The organism is Burkholderia glumae LMG 2196 = ATCC 33617 (genome assembly GCF_000960995.1).
Taxonomy (GTDB): Bacteria; Pseudomonadota; Gammaproteobacteria; order Burkholderiales; family Burkholderiaceae; genus Burkholderia; species Burkholderia glumae.
Genome location: NZ_CP009435.1, coordinates 2,966,863 through 2,983,324 on the forward strand (window position 1 = coordinate 2,966,863; position 16,462 = coordinate 2,983,324).

General features: G+C 75.4%; 12 protein-coding genes. 6 read left to right on the forward strand and 6 right to left on the reverse strand.

Going from position 1 to position 16,462, the window contains the following annotated elements; all coding sequences use genetic code 11:
* Positions 1-82: 82 nt before the first annotated feature.
* Both KS03_RS25825 and KS03_RS25830 read right to left on the reverse strand, forming a co-directional pair.
* Positions 83-844, reverse strand: coding sequence for a cobalt-precorrin-6A reductase (locus KS03_RS25825; protein ID WP_015875857.1), 762 nt, complete (start codon positions 842-844; stop codon positions 83-85).
* Positions 841-2,061 carry a bifunctional cobalt-precorrin-7 (C(5))-methyltransferase/cobalt-precorrin-6B (C(15))-methyltransferase gene (locus KS03_RS25830; protein ID WP_015875858.1) on the reverse strand — a complete coding sequence of 407 codons (1,221 nt, stop codon included), beginning with the start codon at positions 2,059-2,061 and terminating at the stop codon, positions 841-843. The genes KS03_RS25825 and KS03_RS25830 overlap by 4 nt, the downstream gene beginning before the upstream one ends.
* 527 nt (positions 2,062-2,588) lie before the next feature.
* Between KS03_RS25830 and cobG the strand changes: the two genes are divergently transcribed.
* From cobG to KS03_RS25855, 5 genes are all read left to right on the forward strand, one after another.
* Entirely contained in the window at positions 2,589-3,902 is a 1,314-nt protein-coding gene (cobG, locus tag KS03_RS25835) for a precorrin-3B synthase (protein WP_015875859.1), read from the forward strand.
* Positions 3,903-3,907: 5 nt separating this feature from the next.
* Positions 3,908-4,534 carry a precorrin-8X methylmutase gene (locus KS03_RS25840; RefSeq protein ID WP_015875860.1) on the forward strand — a complete coding sequence of 209 codons (627 nt, stop codon included), beginning with the start codon at positions 3,908-3,910 and terminating at the stop codon, positions 4,532-4,534.
* A complete protein-coding gene (locus KS03_RS25845; RefSeq protein WP_015875861.1) occupies positions 4,531-5,301 on the forward strand; it encodes a precorrin-2 C(20)-methyltransferase in 771 nt (256 codons plus the stop codon). Before KS03_RS25840 ends, KS03_RS25845 begins: the two co-directional genes overlap by 4 nt.
* Positions 5,298-7,133, forward strand: a complete 1,836-nt coding sequence (cobJ, locus tag KS03_RS25850; protein ID WP_162486903.1) for a precorrin-3B C(17)-methyltransferase — start codon at positions 5,298-5,300, stop codon at positions 7,131-7,133. Before KS03_RS25845 ends, cobJ begins: the two co-directional genes overlap by 4 nt.
* Before the next feature lie 221 nt (positions 7,134-7,354).
* The gene (locus KS03_RS25855; protein ID WP_015875863.1) at positions 7,355-8,458 is read left to right on the forward strand and encodes an aminotransferase class V-fold PLP-dependent enzyme; all 1,104 of its coding nucleotides are present in this window, start codon (positions 7,355-7,357) and stop codon (positions 8,456-8,458) included.
* A 31-nt stretch (positions 8,459-8,489) separates the two neighbouring features.
* Here KS03_RS25855 and KS03_RS25860 read toward each other — a convergent pair whose 3' ends face one another.
* Complete coding sequence (locus KS03_RS25860) at positions 8,490-9,677, reverse strand: fumarylacetoacetate hydrolase family protein (protein WP_015875864.1); 1,188 nt, start codon at positions 9,675-9,677, stop codon at positions 8,490-8,492.
* Positions 9,678-9,874: 197 nt separating this feature from the next.
* Between KS03_RS25860 and KS03_RS25865 the strand changes: the two genes are divergently transcribed.
* Complete coding sequence (locus tag KS03_RS25865) at positions 9,875-10,642, forward strand: IclR family transcriptional regulator (RefSeq protein WP_015875865.1); 768 nt, start codon at positions 9,875-9,877, stop codon at positions 10,640-10,642.
* A 194-nt stretch (positions 10,643-10,836) separates the two neighbouring features.
* Here KS03_RS25865 and KS03_RS25870 read toward each other — a convergent pair whose 3' ends face one another.
* From KS03_RS25870 to cobN, 3 genes are all read right to left on the reverse strand, one after another.
* Positions 10,837-11,406 (reverse strand): VWA domain-containing protein, encoded by a 570-nt coding sequence (locus KS03_RS25870; RefSeq protein ID WP_045678975.1) that lies wholly within the window; start codon positions 11,404-11,406, stop codon positions 10,837-10,839.
* A gap of 92 nt (positions 11,407-11,498) precedes the next feature.
* Positions 11,499-12,596: a magnesium chelatase ATPase subunit I gene (locus tag KS03_RS25875; RefSeq protein WP_015875867.1), complete on the reverse strand. Its 1,098-nt coding sequence runs from the start codon at positions 12,594-12,596 to the stop codon at positions 11,499-11,501.
* Positions 12,593-16,462, reverse strand: a complete 3,870-nt coding sequence (cobN, locus tag KS03_RS25880) for a cobaltochelatase subunit CobN (protein ID WP_015875868.1) — start codon at positions 16,460-16,462, stop codon at positions 12,593-12,595. The genes KS03_RS25875 and cobN overlap by 4 nt, the downstream gene beginning before the upstream one ends.

The window sequence follows — 16,462 nt, forward strand, 5'->3', positions numbered from 1 at the left end:
GGCCGGCTGCGGCGCCGCGCGCCCGGGCCGGCCGGCGCGCCCGGCAGCGCATGCGCGGAGCGGGCGGCGCTCGCGCGCCGCATCATGCCGCGCGCCACGCCGCCAGCGCGTCGGCCAGCGCGGCCGGCTCGTCAAAGCTTCGGCCGGCCTTGGGCAGCGCCGGCCGCTCGATCATCACGACCGGCATGCGCCGCTCGCGCGCGATCTCGAGCTTGGCCTCGGTCGCCGCGCCGCCGCTCATCTTGCTGACCAGCACGTCCACCCCGGCGAGCGCGAACAGCGCGCGCTCGCCGGCCGGCTCGAAGGGCCCGCGCGCGGCGATCACGCGCGCGCGCGCGTTGCCGGGATGCGCGTCGAGGCAGCGGATGATCCAGTGCTGGTGCGGGGGAATCTCGTCGAGATGGGCGAGCGGCTCGCGCCCGAGCGTGAAGAAGGGCCGCGCGAACGGCGCGATCGCGGCGGCCACGCCAGCCCAGTCGCGCACCGGCCGCCAGTCGTCGCCGTCGCGCGCGACCCAGGCCGGGCGGCGCAGCGCCCAGTACGGCGTGCCGGTGGCCGCGCAGGCGGCCGCCGCGTTCGCGCTGATGCGCGCGGCATACGGATGGGTGGCGTCGGCCACCAGGCCGATGCCTGCCCCGCGCAGCCAGGCGGCCAGCCCATCGGCGCCGCCGAAGCCGCCCACGCGCACCTCGCAGGCCAGATCGTCGGGCACCTTGCCGAGCCCGGCGAGGCTGTAGACGTCGCCGGCCGGCAGCGTGCGCGCGATCGCCAGCGCGTCGCCGGTGCCGCCGAGCAGCAGCACGCGCGCGGCGGCGCGGGCGGTGGCGGGCGCGGTGCCGCTCATGCGCCGCCTTCCGCAAGCGGCTTGCGGACCTCGTAGAGCGTGACGGGCAAGGCCGGGCGCCAGGTATCGAAGCCGCCCAGCGGCGCCGCGCCGGCGAGCGCGACGCGCGTGAGCGTGCCGCCGTGGCGGTCGCGCCAGTCGAGCAGCGCCGCCTCGGCCTGCAGCGTCACCGCGTTGGCCACCAGCCGCCCGCCCGGCTTCAGCGCGGCCCAGCAGGCGGCCAGCACGCCGGGCTCGCTGCCCCCGCCGCCGACGAACACCGCGTCGGGCGCGGCGAGCCCGGCGAGCGCCTCGGGCGCGCGGCCCGCCACGATCGCGAGCCCCGGCACGCCGAGCCGGTCGCGGTTCAGCGCGATGGTCTGGCGGCGCGCCGCGTCGGCCTCGATGGCGAGCGCCATGCAGGACGGATGCGCGCGCATCCATTCGATGCCGATCGAGCCGGAGCCCGCGCCCACGTCCCACAGCAACTCGCCCGGGGTCGGCGCGAGCCGCCCCAGCGTGATCGCGCGCATGTCGCGCTTGGTCAGCTGGCCGTCGTGCTGGTAGGCATCGTCGGGCAGGCCCGGCGTGAGCGGCACGGGGGGCGTGTCGGCCGCGCGTGCGCAGTCGAGCGCGATCAGGTTCAGCGCGGCGACGCGCGCCATGGGCCAGGCCCGCGCGAGCGCGTCGATGCGGCGCTCGTCGGGCCCGCCCAGATGCTCGAACACGCTCATGCGCGTCGCGCCGTAGCCGGCCTCGGCCAGCAGCGCCGCCAGCGCGGCCGGCGTCGCGCCGTCGGCGCTCAGCACCAGCAGGCGCCGGCCATGATGCAGATGGCGCGCGAGCGCCGCGAGCGGACGGCCGACGCACGACACGACCTCCAAGTCGTGCAGCGCCCAGCCGAGCCGCGCCGCGGCCAGCGAGGCCGACGACGGCGCCGGCAGCACGCGCAGCTCCTCTGCCGGCAGTTGCCGCGCGAGCGTCGCGCCGACACCGTAGAACATCGGGTCGCCGCTCGCGAGCACGCATACGGCCTCGCCGCGCCGCGCCAGCAGCGCGGCGAGATCGAACGGCTTCGGCCACGGCTCGCGCCGCGCGCGCAGGCGGGCCGGCAGCATCGCCAGGTGACGCTCGCCGCCGATCACCACGGCCGCGTCGATCAGCGCGCGCCGTGCGGGCTTGCCGAGCCCCGCGAATCCGTCGTCACCGATTCCGACCACCGTCAGCCACGCCGTCATGCCCCGTTCCCCATCCGTGCCCCACCCTCGCCGCGTTGCCGGCCGCCGCTCGGGCGCGCCCGAGCGGCGCGCGCGGCGTATCTCGGCCGAACGAAAGCAGGCATAATACAGCCTCGTTCGCCGGTGCCCAACGGGCCTAACAGGGAACGCAGGGCGTGGCTCGCCGCGCCGCTGCGGCTGCCCCCGCCACCGCGTGCAGCGAGTGCGCCGCCCGTCGATGCCGCGGGATGCATGCCGGAAGACGCGCGGCGGCGAGCTGCGCGCCAGCAGACCTGCCGGCCCGATGAGCGTGCCGGCCGGCATCAGGCGGGGTAAACCGATGCCGACACGGCGCGCGCGAGCCGCGGGCGCCCGTCTCCCGCCGGCCCGCGACCCGACCCGGTACGCCGTTGACTCGTTCCTTATCCTCTCCTCGTCCGACCCGCAGCCCCCAGCCGACCGATCGGCCCGCCGACGGCCGCCGCGCCGCCGCGCCCGCTGCGGCGGCCGCGGTGCCGGCGATCCGGCCGAGCGCCTGCCCAGGACTGATGCGCGTGGTGGCGACGAAGGACGGCGGGCTCTGCCGCGTGCGGCTGCCGGGCGGCCGGCTCGACGCCCGCGCCGCCCGCGCGCTGGCGGCGGCGGCCCGCACGCACGCCTCGGGCGCGCTGGACGCGACCAACCGCGCGAACCTGCAGATCCGCGGCGTGCGGGCCGGCCGCGAGGCCGCGCTCGCGGCCGCGCTGATCGACGCCGGCCTCGGCCCGCTGCCCGACGGCGGCGCCGACCTGACCACGGCGGCGCTGCGCGACGACCTGCGCAACGTGATGCTGAGCCCGGCCGCCGGGCGCGACCCCGGCGCGCTCGCCGACACGCGCTCGCTCGGCGCGGCGCTGCTGGCGATGCTGCAGACCGAGCCGCGCTTCGCCGCGCTGTCGCCGAAATGCTCGCTGCTGCTGGACGGCGGCGAGCGGCTCGCCGCGCTCGACCATCCGCACGATCTCTGGTTCGCCGCGCTGCGCGACGCCGCCGGCGAGCTGCGCTACGCGTTCGGGCTGGCCGGCAGCCCGCCCGTGGCGGCCGGCGCGGCGCCCGCGCTCGCCACGGTGGCGCCGGGGCAGGTCGTGGCCGTCGCCCATGCGCTGCTGCTCGCCTTCGTCGAGCACGCGCCGGCCGACGCGAAACGGCTGCGCGACGCGCTCGCCGTGCTGCCGGCCGACGCGCTGCTCGCGCACGCGGCCGCGCGGCTGCGGTTCGCGCCGCGCCGCGACGCGGCGCTGGCCGGCTGGCGCCGGACCGCCGCCGAACCGCTGCGGCGCTTCGGGGTGCAGCCGGAGGCGGACCCGGCCACGCGCCAGGTCGGCGCCCAGGTGCCGCTCGGCCGGCTCGACGCGGCCACGCTCGACGCGCTCGCGGCGCTGGCCGAACGCCACGGCGACGGCTCGCTGCGCTTCACGCCGTGGCAGAGCGTGCTGCTGCCGGGCGTGCGCGCCGCCGCAGCCGAGGCCACGCTCGCCGCGCTGGCGGCGCTCGGCCTGATCGACACGGCCGCCGCGCCGCTCGCGCATCTGGTCGCCTGCGCGGGCAGCCGCGGCTGCGGCCGCGCGCTGGCCGACACCAAGGCCGACGCGCTGGCGCTGGCCGCGCGCCTGGCTGCGCCGGCCGAGGCGCACCTGAGCGGCTGCGCGCGCGCCTGCGCGCAGCCATGGCCGGCCGCCGCCACGCTGGTGGCGGTCGAGGCCGGCCGCTACGACCTTTACCGGCGCGACGGCGAGGCCGGCTTCGGCCGCCTCGCCGCACGCCATCTGACGATCGACCAAGCCGCCGCGATGCTCGACGCACCGCGGCGCTCCCAGGACTGACTCGCATGCTCGACTACCTTCGCGATGGCCGCGAAATCTACCGGCAATCGTTCGCGACGATCCGCGCCGAAGCGGATCTGACGGCCATCCCGGCCGACCTAGAAAAACTCGCCGTGCGCGTGATACACGCGTGCGGGATGGTCGATATCGCCGCCGATCTGCGCTTCTCGGACGGCGCCGGCACGGCCGGACGCGCGGCGCTCGCCGCCGGCGCGCCGATCCTCTGCGACGCGCGGATGGTGGCCGAAGGCATCACGCGCGCGCGGCTGCCGGCCGCCAACCCGGTCTGCTGCACGCTCGGCGAGCCCGAGGTGGCCGCGCTCGCCGCCCGGCTCGGCAATACGCGCTCGGCCGCCGCGCTGGAACTGTGGCGCCCGCGTCTGGCCGGCAGCGTGGTGGTGATCGGCAACGCGCCCACCGCGCTGTTCCACCTGCTCGACATGCTCGATGCCGGGGCGCCCAAGCCGGCGCTGATCCTCGGCTTCCCGGTCGGCTTCATCGGCGCGGCCGAATCGAAGGCGATGCTGGCGGCCGACAGCCGCGGCGTGCCGTTCGTGGCCGTGGCGGGCCGGCGCGGCGGCAGCGCGATGGCCGCCGCCGCCGTCAACGCGCTGGCTGCGGAGGTCGAATGAAGCTGCCGTCGGATTCGCTCCCGCGCGCACGCGCCGGCATCGCCCGCGGCCGGCTGTTCGGCATCGGCGTCGGCCCCGGCGACCCCGAGCTACTGACCCTGAAGGCCGTGCGCCTGCTGCGCGCCGCGCCGGTGGTGGCCTACTTCGTCGCCAAGGGCAAGAAAGGCAATGCCTACGGCATCGTCGAGGCGCACCTGGGCGAGACGCAGCATCAGCTGCCGCTGGTCTATCCGGTCACCACCGAGGCGCTCGCGCCGCCGCTCAGCTACGAGCGCATCATCGCCGACTTCTACGACACCGCCGCCGAGGTGGTGGCCGGGCACCTCGACGCGGGCCGCGACGTAGCCGTGATCTGCGAGGGCGATCCGCTCTTCTACGGCTCCTACATGTATCTGCACGACCGGCTCGCGCAGCGCTACGAGACGGAGGTGGTGCCCGGCGTGTGCTCGATGCTCGGCGGCGCGGCCGTGCTCGGCGTGCCGCTCGTCTACCGCAACCAGACGCTGTCGGTGCTCTCGGGCGTGCTGCCCGCCGACCAGCTGCGCGCGCGGCTCGAGCAGGCCGACGCGGCCGTGGTGATGAAGCTCGGCCGCAATTTCGACAAGGTGCGCCGCGTGCTGGAGGAACTCGGGCTCGCCAAGCGCGCGCTGTACGTCGAACGCGCGACCATGACGAACCAGCGCATCGTGCCGCTCGCCGAGGTCGACCCGATGGCCTCGCCGTATTTTTCGCTGCTCGTCGTGCCGGGGGAAAAATGGCAAGGCTGAACGTCGCGCCGGCGATCGTCGTGCTCGGCGCCGGCGCGCTGCCGGTGGCCGAGCGGATTCGCGCGCGCTACGCGGGCGCCACCCTCCACGCGCTCGCGGGCCGCGCGCAAGGCGACCTGGCGTTCACCGAACTCGGCGCGCATCTGCGCGAACTGTACGCACGCGGCACGCCGATCGTCGCGCTGTGCGCGGCCGGCATCGTGATCCGCTGCGTCGCGCCGTGCCTCGCCGACAAGGGCATCGAGCCGCCGGTGCTGGCGGTGGCCGAGGACGGCAGCGCGGTCGTGCCGCTGCTGGGCGGGCTGACCGGCGCGAACCTGTTCGCGCGCGAGATCGCCGCGCTGCTCGCGGTGGCGCCCGCCATCACCACCAGCGGCGAGCTGCGGTTCGGCGCCTGCGTGCTGAACCCGCCCGACGGCTATGCGCTGGCCGACCTCGGCGCCGGCAAGCGCTTCGTGTCGGACCTGCTGGCGGGCGCCGGCACGCGCGTGGACGGCGAGGCGCCGTGGCTCGACGGCGTCGCGCTGCCGCTCGACCCGGGCGCCTCGCATGCGATCCGCATCACGCCGCGCACGGCCGGCGGCGGCGCCGGCGAACTCGTGATCCACCCGCGCAGCGTGGTGGTGGCGCTGTTGCCCGAGGCGCACCCCGGCTCGGCGCGGCCGCTGCCCGCGCCGAGCGCGGATGCCGCCCTCGAGACGCGCGCCGATCCGCTCGCGGCCCGCGTGCTCGACGCGCTGGCCGCGGCCGGGCTCGCCCCGCTCGCGCTCGCGGCGCTCGTCGCGCCGCGCCGGGCGATGCGCGACGCCACGCTCGCACGCGCCGCCCGCGCGCTCGGCGTGCCGCTGCGTTTCGTGGCGGCTGCCACTGCCGAAGACCATCTCGAACGCGGTGCCGATGCCGGCGCGCTGCTCGACGCGGCGCTCGCGGCGGCCGCGATCGCCGCGACCCGCCTGCCCGCCGCTTCCGCCGCTTCCGGCGATCAAGCCGATTCGGCCGATCACGACGCGGCGCGCGCGATGCCAATCGCGATCGCGGTGGCCAACGCGCCCGTCGACGCCGACGCGCTCGGCCAGGCGCGCGGCAGCCTGACCGTGCTCGGCCTCGGCCCCGGCAGCGCCGAACTGCTGGCACCGGCCGCGCGCGCCGCGCTCGCCGCGGCCACCGACATCCTCGGCTACGCAACCTACGTGCGCATGGCAGGCCCGTTCCGCGCCGATCAACGCGTCCACGAAACCGACAATCGCGAGGAATTGCAGCGCGCGCGGCACGCGTTCGAACTGGCCGCGCGGGGGCGCCGCGTGGCGGTGGTGTCGTCGGGCGATCCGGGCGTGTTCGCAATGGCTGCCGCGGTGCTGGAGGCGCTCGACGGCAGCGACGACGCGGCCTGGGCCGACGTCGCGCTCGATGTGGTGCCCGGCGTGTCGGCCGCGCTGGCCACCGCCGCGCAGGCCGGCGCGCCGCTCGGCCATGATTTCTGCGTGATCTCGCTGTCGGACAACCTGAAGCCGTGGAGCGTGATCGAGGAGCGGCTCGCGCTCGCCGCGCGCGCCGACCTGGTGATGGCGTTCTACAACCCGGTGTCGCGCGCCCGTCCGTGGCAGCTCGATCGCGCGCTCGACATCGTGCGCGCGGTGCGCGCCGCCGACACCGTCGTGGTGCTGGGCCGCGACATCGGCCGGCCCGGCGCCGCGCTGCGCAGCACGACGCTCGGCGCGCTGAGCGCGGCCGAGGTCGACATGCGCACGATGGTGATCGTCGGCTCGTCGAAGACGCGCCGCTTCGTGCGCGGCGAGCGCGAATGGGTCTATACGCCGCGGTTCTACGACTGACGCGCGCGCCGCTTCGCAAATGCGGCGCCCGCTGCGGCCCGGACCGGGGCGGCGGCGGCCGGCCGTGACAGACTGGGCCGGTTCGGGCAGGTGCGGCCCGTTTCGGCCCACCGCCGCAGCCTGCCGCCGAGGCGGGCCGCCGCGCGCCGGCTCGAAGCGCCCGGCCTCGCGGCGCGCCGGGCGAGCGCTCAGGCCGCCCGCCCCTCTGCCACCCGTCGCCCATGAACCGCTTCGATCCGCGCCGCCTGCTCGACCTGCCCAGGTATCCGGAGCATGGCTATGCGCGGCTCGCCGATCGCCTCCGCCATTTGCTCGCGACCTCGGCCGACATCCTGTTCGTGCAGGCCGAGGCCGTGTTCGCGCTGGAGGCCGTCGCCACCAGCCTGGCGCGCCCGGGCCTGACCGCCGTGAACGTCGTCACGAGCCGCTACGGGCGCTGGTTCGGCGCCTGGCTGCGGCGCGGCGGGGTGAGCGTCCATGACGTGACGGCCGCGCCCGGCCAGGCGATTGCGCTCGGCGCCGTCGAGGCCCGCGCCGACGAGCTGGCGCGCGTCGACATCGTGGCCGCGGTGCATGCCGAATCGTCGAGCGGCGCGCTCAACCCGATCGCCGGCCTTGCCGCGCTGGCCCGCGCGCGCGACGCGCTGTTCGCCGTCAACGCGGTGGCCTCGGTCGGCGGCCACGCGCTCGAACTCGACGCGCTCGGCATCGACGTGGCCGTGATCGGGCCGCAGAAGGCCTTGGCGGGGCCGGCCGGCGTGTCGGCCGTGGCGGTCGGCGCGCGCGCCTGGGCGCAGATCGAGGCGGCGCCGGATTTCGCGCCGTCCGCGCTGTCGCTGGCCGCACTGCGCCGCGGCTGGCTGCAGCGCGATCGCGGCCTGCTGCCGGGTTCGCCGTCCGCGCTCGAGTTCTGGGCGCTGGAGGCCGCGCTCGACCGCATCGAGGCCGAGGGTATCGCGCGGATGGTGGCGCGCCACGCGCAGGCCGCGCGCGCGAGCCGCGCCGCGCTGCGCGCGCTCGGCGTGCCGCCGTGGATCGCGCACGACGACGCCGCCTCGGCGCTCGTCACCGCCGCGCCGGTGCCGCCCGGCGTGGACCCGCTGGCGCTGATCTCGCACGCGCGCCGGCACGGCGTGGAGCTGGCGCCCGGGGCCGGCGAGATCGCCGGCCGGATCGTGCGGCTCGACCATACCGGCCTGCGCGCCAGCGCCGACGCGGTGCATGCGAACCTGGTCGCCTATGGCGGCGCGCTCGAACAGCTGCGCTATCCGGTCGATCTCGACGCGGCCGGCCAGGCGATCGCCGACGCCTACGCGGGCGACTGACGCAGCCGGCCAGGCTCGCGGCGGCCGCCGCTCAGCGCACCAGCCCGCGCGCCGCCAGGTTGCGGAACAGCGCGCGCGTGCCGAACTGCCAGGGCGCCACCTCGGTACACAGCGACACGCGGTTGACGAGCGCGCCCAGCGAGGCCGTGGAGATCGTCACGCGATCGCCGAGGTGATGCGTGAAGCCGGCCCCGGCCTGATCGCGGTCCTTGATCGGCGAGAACATCGTGCCGAGGAACAGCATGAAGCCGTCCGGATACTGGTGATGGGTGCCGCAGGTCTGGGCGACCAGGTCGAGCGGATCGCGGCTGATCTCCGACATGTGGCTGACGCCGTCGAGTTCGAAGCCGTCGCTGCCGTCGATGCGCAGCCCCACCGAGGCAGCGCGCACCGTGTCGATCGTAAACGTGCCGTCGAACAGCCGCACGAACGGTCCGATCGCGCAGGACGCGTTGTTGTCCTTGCACTTGCCGAGCAGCAGCGCCGAGCGCCCCTCCACGTCGCGCAGGTTCACGTCGTTGCCGAGCGTGGCGCCCACCGCCTCGCCGCGCGCGTTCACCGCCAGCACCACTTCCGGCTCGGGGTTGTTCCAGGTCGAGATCGGCAGCAGGCCGACCTCGCTGCCGAAGCCCACCGCCGACATCGGCTGCGATTTCGTGAACACCTCGGCATCGGGACCGATCCCGACCTCCAGGTACTGCGACCACACTCCGCGATCCTGCAACTCCCGCTTGAGCCGCAGCGCCGCCTCGGAGCCGGGCACGACGCGCGAAAGATCGGTGCCGATCGCGCGCGCGATGGTGGCGCGCACCTCGTCGGCACGGCTCGCGTCGCCGCCCGCCTGCTCCTCGATCACGCGCTCGATCAGGCTCACCGCGAAGGTCACGCCGCAGGCCTTGATGGCCTGCACGTCGCACGGCGCGAGCAGCCGGATCGCGGGTTGGCCGCCGCCGAGCTGCGCGGCGAGTATCTCGCGCGCGCTGCCGAGCGGCTCGCCCTCGGCGCGGCGCGCCACCTCGACCGCATCGGGCAGGTCGAACAGGTCGGCCGTGGTTGGCGCGCTGGCCGTGATGTCGAACACCTCGCCGTCGCGCACGGCCACCACGCACGGTCCCTCGAAGCTCGCCGTCTTGCGCCAGACGCGGCCGACCAGCAGCGCGCGGCCGAGGTCGGCGGGAAGGCAATCGTCGATCGTGAACTTGTCTGCCTGGGATGTCATGAATCCTGTCTCCTTGATCGGGGTGCGGCCGATGCTAGGGCCAAGCGCCCGGCCTGTCCAACCTGCGAACGTATAATCCAGCCAGCTGGACAGGCCGGCGCGTCGTGCCGCCGTCCTGCCGGTTCGTGCCGACAGTTCGTGCTGACTCGTTGTCCCGCCGCCGTCGGCCTGCCCCGTTCCTTCCACGAGCCGTCCCGATGCCCGATCAAGCCGCCCAGCCCGACAAAGTCCATGACGTGCCCGCGATCGGCCGCGTCCACGACATCCTCGAGGCCTTGAAGTCCACCCGCCGCCCGACCTCGGCGCGCGACCTGCTGGCGCTCACCGGCATGCCGCGCAGCACGCTCTACCTGACGCTCGACGCGCTGGAACGCCGGCAGTGGATCGAGAAGATCGGCGACGGCTATGCGATCGGCGTCGCGCTGTTCGAGATCGGCAGCACCTATCTGCTCGCCGACTTCACGCTCGACGCGTTCCGCCGCGAGGCGGCCTGGTTCGTGGCGAAGCACAACGAGGCCGTGCAGATGGCGGTGCTCGACCGCGCCGAGGTGGTCTACCTCGCACGCGAGGACCCGTCGCGCGCGGTGCGGCTCGTCTCCGACATCGGCTCGCGGCTGCCCGCGCATTGCTCGGCGCTCGGCAAGGCGCTGCTCGCGAGCCTGGCCGACGAAACCGTGCAGATGCTGCTGCCGGCGCGGCTGCCTGCGCTGACCGAGCGCTCGGTGACGCGCCGCGCCGAGCTGATCGAGGCGCTGGCCGGCGTGCGCGCGAGCGGCTACGCGATCGAGCGCGAGGAAGCCTGCACCGGGCTCGCGTGCCTGGCGGTGATGGTGGGCGTGTCCTCGGTGGGCAAGCGGATCGCCGTGAGCACCAGCGTGCCGGTGGACCGGCTCGACGCGAAGCGCGAGACGCGGCTGCTCGTCGATCTGACCACGCTCGCGCAGCGCGTGGCGCGCGGGCTGTGAGCGCCGCGCCGCGAGGCAGGAAGCCCAGGCGGGAGCACGGGCTTGCCGCCGCCGGGCAGCAGCGCCGCCCACCGCCTGCAAGCCGGAATCATGAGCAGGCCGGAAGCGATCGCGTGGAAGTGTGGCCAAGGCGTGCGATGGCCTAACCGTTAGTTGCGGTCAATGCCTCGGCCTACCGGGCCGACGCGCCCGCCTCAAGCGCGGATCAGCGCCGTCGGCAGGCACCAGCGCGCCGCCCAGGCACGCGCCAGCCGTTCGGCGCGGCCGAGCCGCACGGCGGCATCGTCGAAATCGATCACGTGGATCTCGTCGGCCTGCGCGGGCCGCGCCGGCATCTCGTCGCTGCGCCCGTCGGTCAGCAGCCAGAGCGAGCGCGGCGCGCCGGGCCGGCGCCGGGCCCGTTGCGCGAGCAGCGCGCGCGCCGCGTCGATGCCGAGCGTGAGCGGCGTGCCGCCGCCCCCCATCACCGGCTCGAGCCAGCGCTCGTTCCACCAGCGCGGCACGGCCGGCCCGAAGCGCCGCTCGGCACGGCCCGCGCCGAAGCAGATCAGCGCCACCTCGGCGCGCTCGCGCGCGGCCGCGTCGAACAGGCCCACCAGCAGCCCCTTCGCGCGCGCGAGCCGGCCGCCGTCGAGCATCGACGCCGAGCAGTCGAGCACGAAGCAATGGAACGCGCGCGGCGCGCCGGCGCGCGGCCGGAAGCGCAGATGCGCCGGCGCGAGCGCGGCGCCGCGCGCGGCGGCCAGCGTCGCGGCCCAGGCGATGCGGGTGCCGGGGCGGCCGCGCCGGTCGGGAAGCTTGCCGGGCTGCCATCGAACCCCGCTGCCGGCGGCGGCGAGGGCATCCGTTCGATGGCTCAGCGTTTTTTTGACGGCAGCGGGATCACGCCCTTGACGGCAACCAGGCCGGCCGGCTCGGGCGGCAGGTAGCCCCAGTCGGCCTCGTCGCGCGCCGGGTCGGCCGCGGGCGGCGGACCCGCCGGCGCATCGGACGACGCACCGGCAGACGCCGCGCCGGCCGTGCCGTCCGCGCGGCGCTCCTGGCGCGGCGCGTCCGGCGGCCGCGACGGCGCGGGCGCCGCCGGCGGCACGGTGCGGCGGTGCCGCAGCACGTCGTCGGCGATCCGCTCGACGTGCGCGTCGCGCACCGCCGCCTCGCCGTCGAGCGCCGCGAGCGCCCGTGCGGCGCGCAGCATCACCAGGTCGGCGCGCAGCCCGTCCACGCCGGCCGCCATGCAGCACGCCGCCACGCATGCGTGGACGGCGTCGTCGATGCGCACCGCGGCGAGCGCCGCGCGCGCGCGGCGAATCCGTTCGACCAGCGCGGCCTGCGCCTGGTCGTGCGCGGCGCGGAACGCGTGCGGATCGAGATCGAACGCGAGCCGCGCCTTGACGATCCGCTGCCGCTCGTCGGCATCGCGCGGGTTCGCGAGTTCGACCATCAGCCCGAAGCGGTCGAGCAGCTGCGGGCGCAGCTCGCCCTCCTCCGGATTCATCGTGCCGACCAGCGCGAAGCGCGCCGCGTGCGAATGCGAGATCGCATCGCGCTCGACGGTGTTGACGCCGCTCGCGGCGGCGTCGAGCAGCACGTCGACGAGGCCGTCGGGCAGCAGGTTCACCTCGTCCACGTAGAGCACGCCCAGATGCGCGCGCGCCAGCAGCCCCGGCGAGAAGCGCACCGCCCCCTCGCCTAGCGCGCCGGCCAGATCGAGCGATCCGGTGACGTGCTCGTCGGCCGCGCCGAGCGGCAGCGTGACGAAGCGGCCCTCGGGCAGCAGTTCGGCCAGCGCGCGCGCGGCCGTCGATTTGGCGGTGCCGCGCGGCCCGCTCACCAGCACCCCGCCGATGGCCGGATCGACGGCCAGCAGCAGCAGCGCGCGCTGCAGCGCGGCCTGCCCGACCAGCGCGGAAAACGGAAAGGGCGGCAGCGCGCCCGAGGCATCGTGTGGGTTCATCGCCGGCTTCCTTCGAGATGCTGCTCGACGGCGAGCAGCTGTTGTTCGAGCTGGTCGCGATAGGCGCCCGGCTCCTGCCAGAGCCCGCGCTGGATCGCCTCCAGCAGCCGCTCGCAGATGCCGTGCAGCGCGTGCGGGTTGTGCCGTTCGAGGAAGACCCGCGTGGCGGCGTCGTTGACGTAGGCGTCGGTGACGAGCGCGTACTGGTGATCGGCCACCACGCGCGCGGTGGCGTCATAGCCGTACAGGTAGTCGACGGTGGCGGCCATCTCGGCCGCCCCCTTGTAGCCGTGCCGCTTGACGCCGTCGATCCATTTCGGGTTGACCACGCGCGAGCGGATCACGCGCGCGATCTCCTCGGTCAGCGTGTTGATGCGCGGCGTGTCGGGCCGGCTGTGGTCGCCGTGGTAGAGCGCCGGCTGGCGCCCCGAGCGATGCCGGACCGCGGCCGCCATGCCGCCCTGGAACTGGTAGTAGTCGTTCGAGTCGAGCAGGTCGTGCTCGCGGTTGTCCTGGTTCTGCACCACCGCGTCGATCGTCGCGAGCCGCGCGCCGAACGCGTCGTGGGCCGCCTCGCCGGCGCTGTTCTGCGCGTAGGCGTAGCCGCCCCAGGCCTGATAGGCATCGGCGAGATCGGCGTCGGTCTGCCAGCCGCCGCCGTCGATCCGTTCCTGCAGGCCCGCGCCGTAGCTGCCCGGCCGCGCCCCGAACACGCGCCAGCCGGCGCGCCGCCGCGCCTCGTCGGCCGCCACGCCGCGTTCGACGAGCGCCGCCGCGTCGCGCTGCACGCGCGCGCGGATCGGGTTCAGATGAGCCGGCTCGTCGAGTTCGGCCACCGCCTGCACGGCCGCGTCGAACAGGTGCATCAGGTTCGCGAACGCGTCGCGGAAGAAGCCCGACACGCGCAGCGTCACGTCGATGCGCGGCCGGTCGAAGATCTCGATCGGCACGATCTCGAAGTCGGTCACGCGGTGGCTGCCGTGCGCCCATTTCGGCCGCACGCCGATCAGCGCGAAGGCCTGCGCGATGTCGTCGCCGCCGGTGCGCATGGTGGCGGTGCCCCATACCGACAGGCCCACGGCGCGCGGATAGTCGCCATGCTCCTGCAAGTGGCGCTCCACCAGCTGATGCGCGGACTTCATGCCGAGCGACCAGGCCGCCTGGGTCGGCACCGCGCGCGTGTCGACCGAATAGAAGTTGCGGCCGGTGGGCAGCACGTCGGGGCGCCCGCGCGAGGGCGAGCCGCTCGGCCCCGGCGGCACGAAGCGGCCGTCGAGCCCGCGCAGCAGATGGCGTAGCTCGTCGGCGCCGCATGCGTCCAGGCGCGGCGCGAGATCGCGCGCCACGCGCTCGAGCACGGCCCGCGTGGCCGGCCAGCGCTCGGGATGCGCGTGCGGTGCGGGCGCGGCGGCAAGCGCATCGGCCGATTCGATGGCCGCGGCCTCGGCGCCGTGGGGTGCGCCGCCCTCGCCGCCCTCGCCGCTCAGCGACGCCACCAGCCGCTGCGCGAGCAGCTCCAGCCGCTCGCGCGTGTCGCCGGCATGGCGCCACGGCGTCGGATCGACGGCCACCAGTTCGGCGGGCCGCGGCCCACGCCACGGCGCGGCCCAGTCGGCCGCGAGCGGATCGAACTCGGCGCCGAGCGCGAGGTCGCGCGCGAGCGCCGCGATCAGCCCCGCGTTGGCGCCGAGCCCGTCGCCGACCGGAAAGCGCGCCAGCGCGAGCAAGGTGTCGCGGCGCTGGCGCCCTGCGGGCGAGCGGCCGAAGGTATGCAGTCCGTCGCGGATCTGCGCCTCCTTCAGCTCGCAGAGCCAGGCATCGACGCGCGTGAGCAGCGCGTCCTCGTCGCCCTGCCCGGCGGGCGCGGCCACGCTCAACTCCTCGTGCAGGCGGTGCTCGACGATGGTGTCGAGGATGGTCCGGCGCAGCAGCTTCGCGCGCCGCGCGTCCACCATCAGCGCCTCGTAGTACTCGTCCACCTGCCGCTCGAGATCCTGCAGCGGCCCGTAGTTCTCGGCGCGCGTGAGGGGCGGCATCAGGTGGTCGACGATCACCGCCTGCGCGCGGCGCTTGGCCTGGCTGCCCTCGCCGGGATCGTTGACGATGAACGGATAGAGGTGCGGCAGCGGCCCGAGCACGAGGTCGGGCCAGCACGCGTCGGACAGCGCGACGCTCTTGCCGGGCAGCCATTCGAGGTTGCCGTGCTTGCCGACGTGGACGATCGCGTCGATCGCGAACACGTCGCGCAGCCAGAAATAGAAGGCCAGGTAGGCGTGCGGCGGCACGATCTCGGCGTCGTGGTAGCTTGCGTAGTCGTTCGCGTCGCGCGTGCGCGCCGGCTGGATTCCGACGAACACGTGCCCGGCGCGCCAGCCCGCGATCGGAAAGCGTCCGTGGCGCAGCGCCGGCTCCTGCTCGGGCATGCCCCAGCGCGCCTCGATCGCCTCGCGCGCGGCCGCGGGCAGGCGTGCGTAGTGCCGGCGGTAGGCGTCCATCGCGAGGCTCTGGAACGCGGGCCGGAGCGCGCTTTGCGCCGCGTCGTTGGTCACGCCGCCGGTGAGCCGCGCGAGCAGCGCGTCGCCCGAGGCCGGCAGCGGCCCGGCCAGCGTGTAGCCGGCCTCGCCGAGCGCGGCCAGGATGCCGAGCGCCGAGGCCGGCGTATCGAGCCCGACGCCGTTGCCGATCCGCCCTTCGCTGGTCGGGTAGTTGGCCAGCACCAGCGCGAGCCGCTTGTCGGCGTTCGGCGCGGTGCGCAGCCGGCACCAGCGCCGGCTCAGCTCGGCCACGAAGGCCACGCGCTCGGCGTCGGGCTGGTAGCGCACCACGTCCACCTCGGTATGCGGGCAACGATAGGCGAGCCCCTTGAAGCTGATCGCACGCGTGACGATGCGCCCGTCCACCTCGGGCAGCGCCACGTGCATCGCGATGTCGCGTGCCTGCAGCCCCTGCGGGTCGGCCAGCCAGGTCTCGCGGTTGCCGCCCGACAGGATCACCTGCAGCACCGGCGCGTCGCCCGCCAGTTCCTCGGCGGCGGGCGCGTCGATCGCGCCGGCCGCGAACGCGGTGGTGTTGAGCACCAGCGCCACGCGCTCGGAGGCCACCAGCCGGTCGATCACCTCGCGGCTCGCGGCGTCCTTCAGCGAGGTCACGGCGATCGGCAGCGGGTTGAGCCCCTCGCGCTCGAGCGCGTCGATCAGCGCGTCGAACACGGCCGTGTTGGCGGCCTGCCAGTGCGCCTTGTAGAACAGGATGGCCACCACCGGCGCGCCCGGCGTCCAGCGCGCGCGCCAGTGGTCGAGCGTGGCCGGCTCGTGGGCCGGGTGATAGAGCGCGGCGGCCGGCAGCGGCCGCGGCGGCGCCGGCTCCTCGCCCACGCCGAGTGCATGGAAGGCGATGCTGCGCAACAGCGCCTGCGCGTTATGGGCGCCGCCCTCGCGCAGATAGCGCCACCATTGCCGGCACCGCGCCGGCTCGACGGTGCTCCGCGCGATCAGGTTCGGATCTTCCTGCAGGTCGCCCGAGAACATCGCCAGCCGCTGGCCGCGCCGTTCGGCGAGCGCCACGGCCTGCTCGATCCCGTAGGGCCAGTAGGCCTCGCCGCCCAGATGGTCGATCACCACCACGCGTGCATGCTGCAGCACGTCCTCGACGTAGAAATCGACCGACGCGGGCTGCCGCAGGAACGTCAGGTTGGCGAGCCGCACGCTCGGGAAGCCCTCGCCGAGCCGCGGCACGACGCTCGCGAGCAGCGCCAGCGTGGTGTCCGCCGAACTGAGGATCACGATCTCGGCGGGGCGCTGGTCGATCCGGATCACGCCCTGCGTGTCGTCGACGAAGCCGCCCGGGGTGGTGCGCAGCAGATGCAT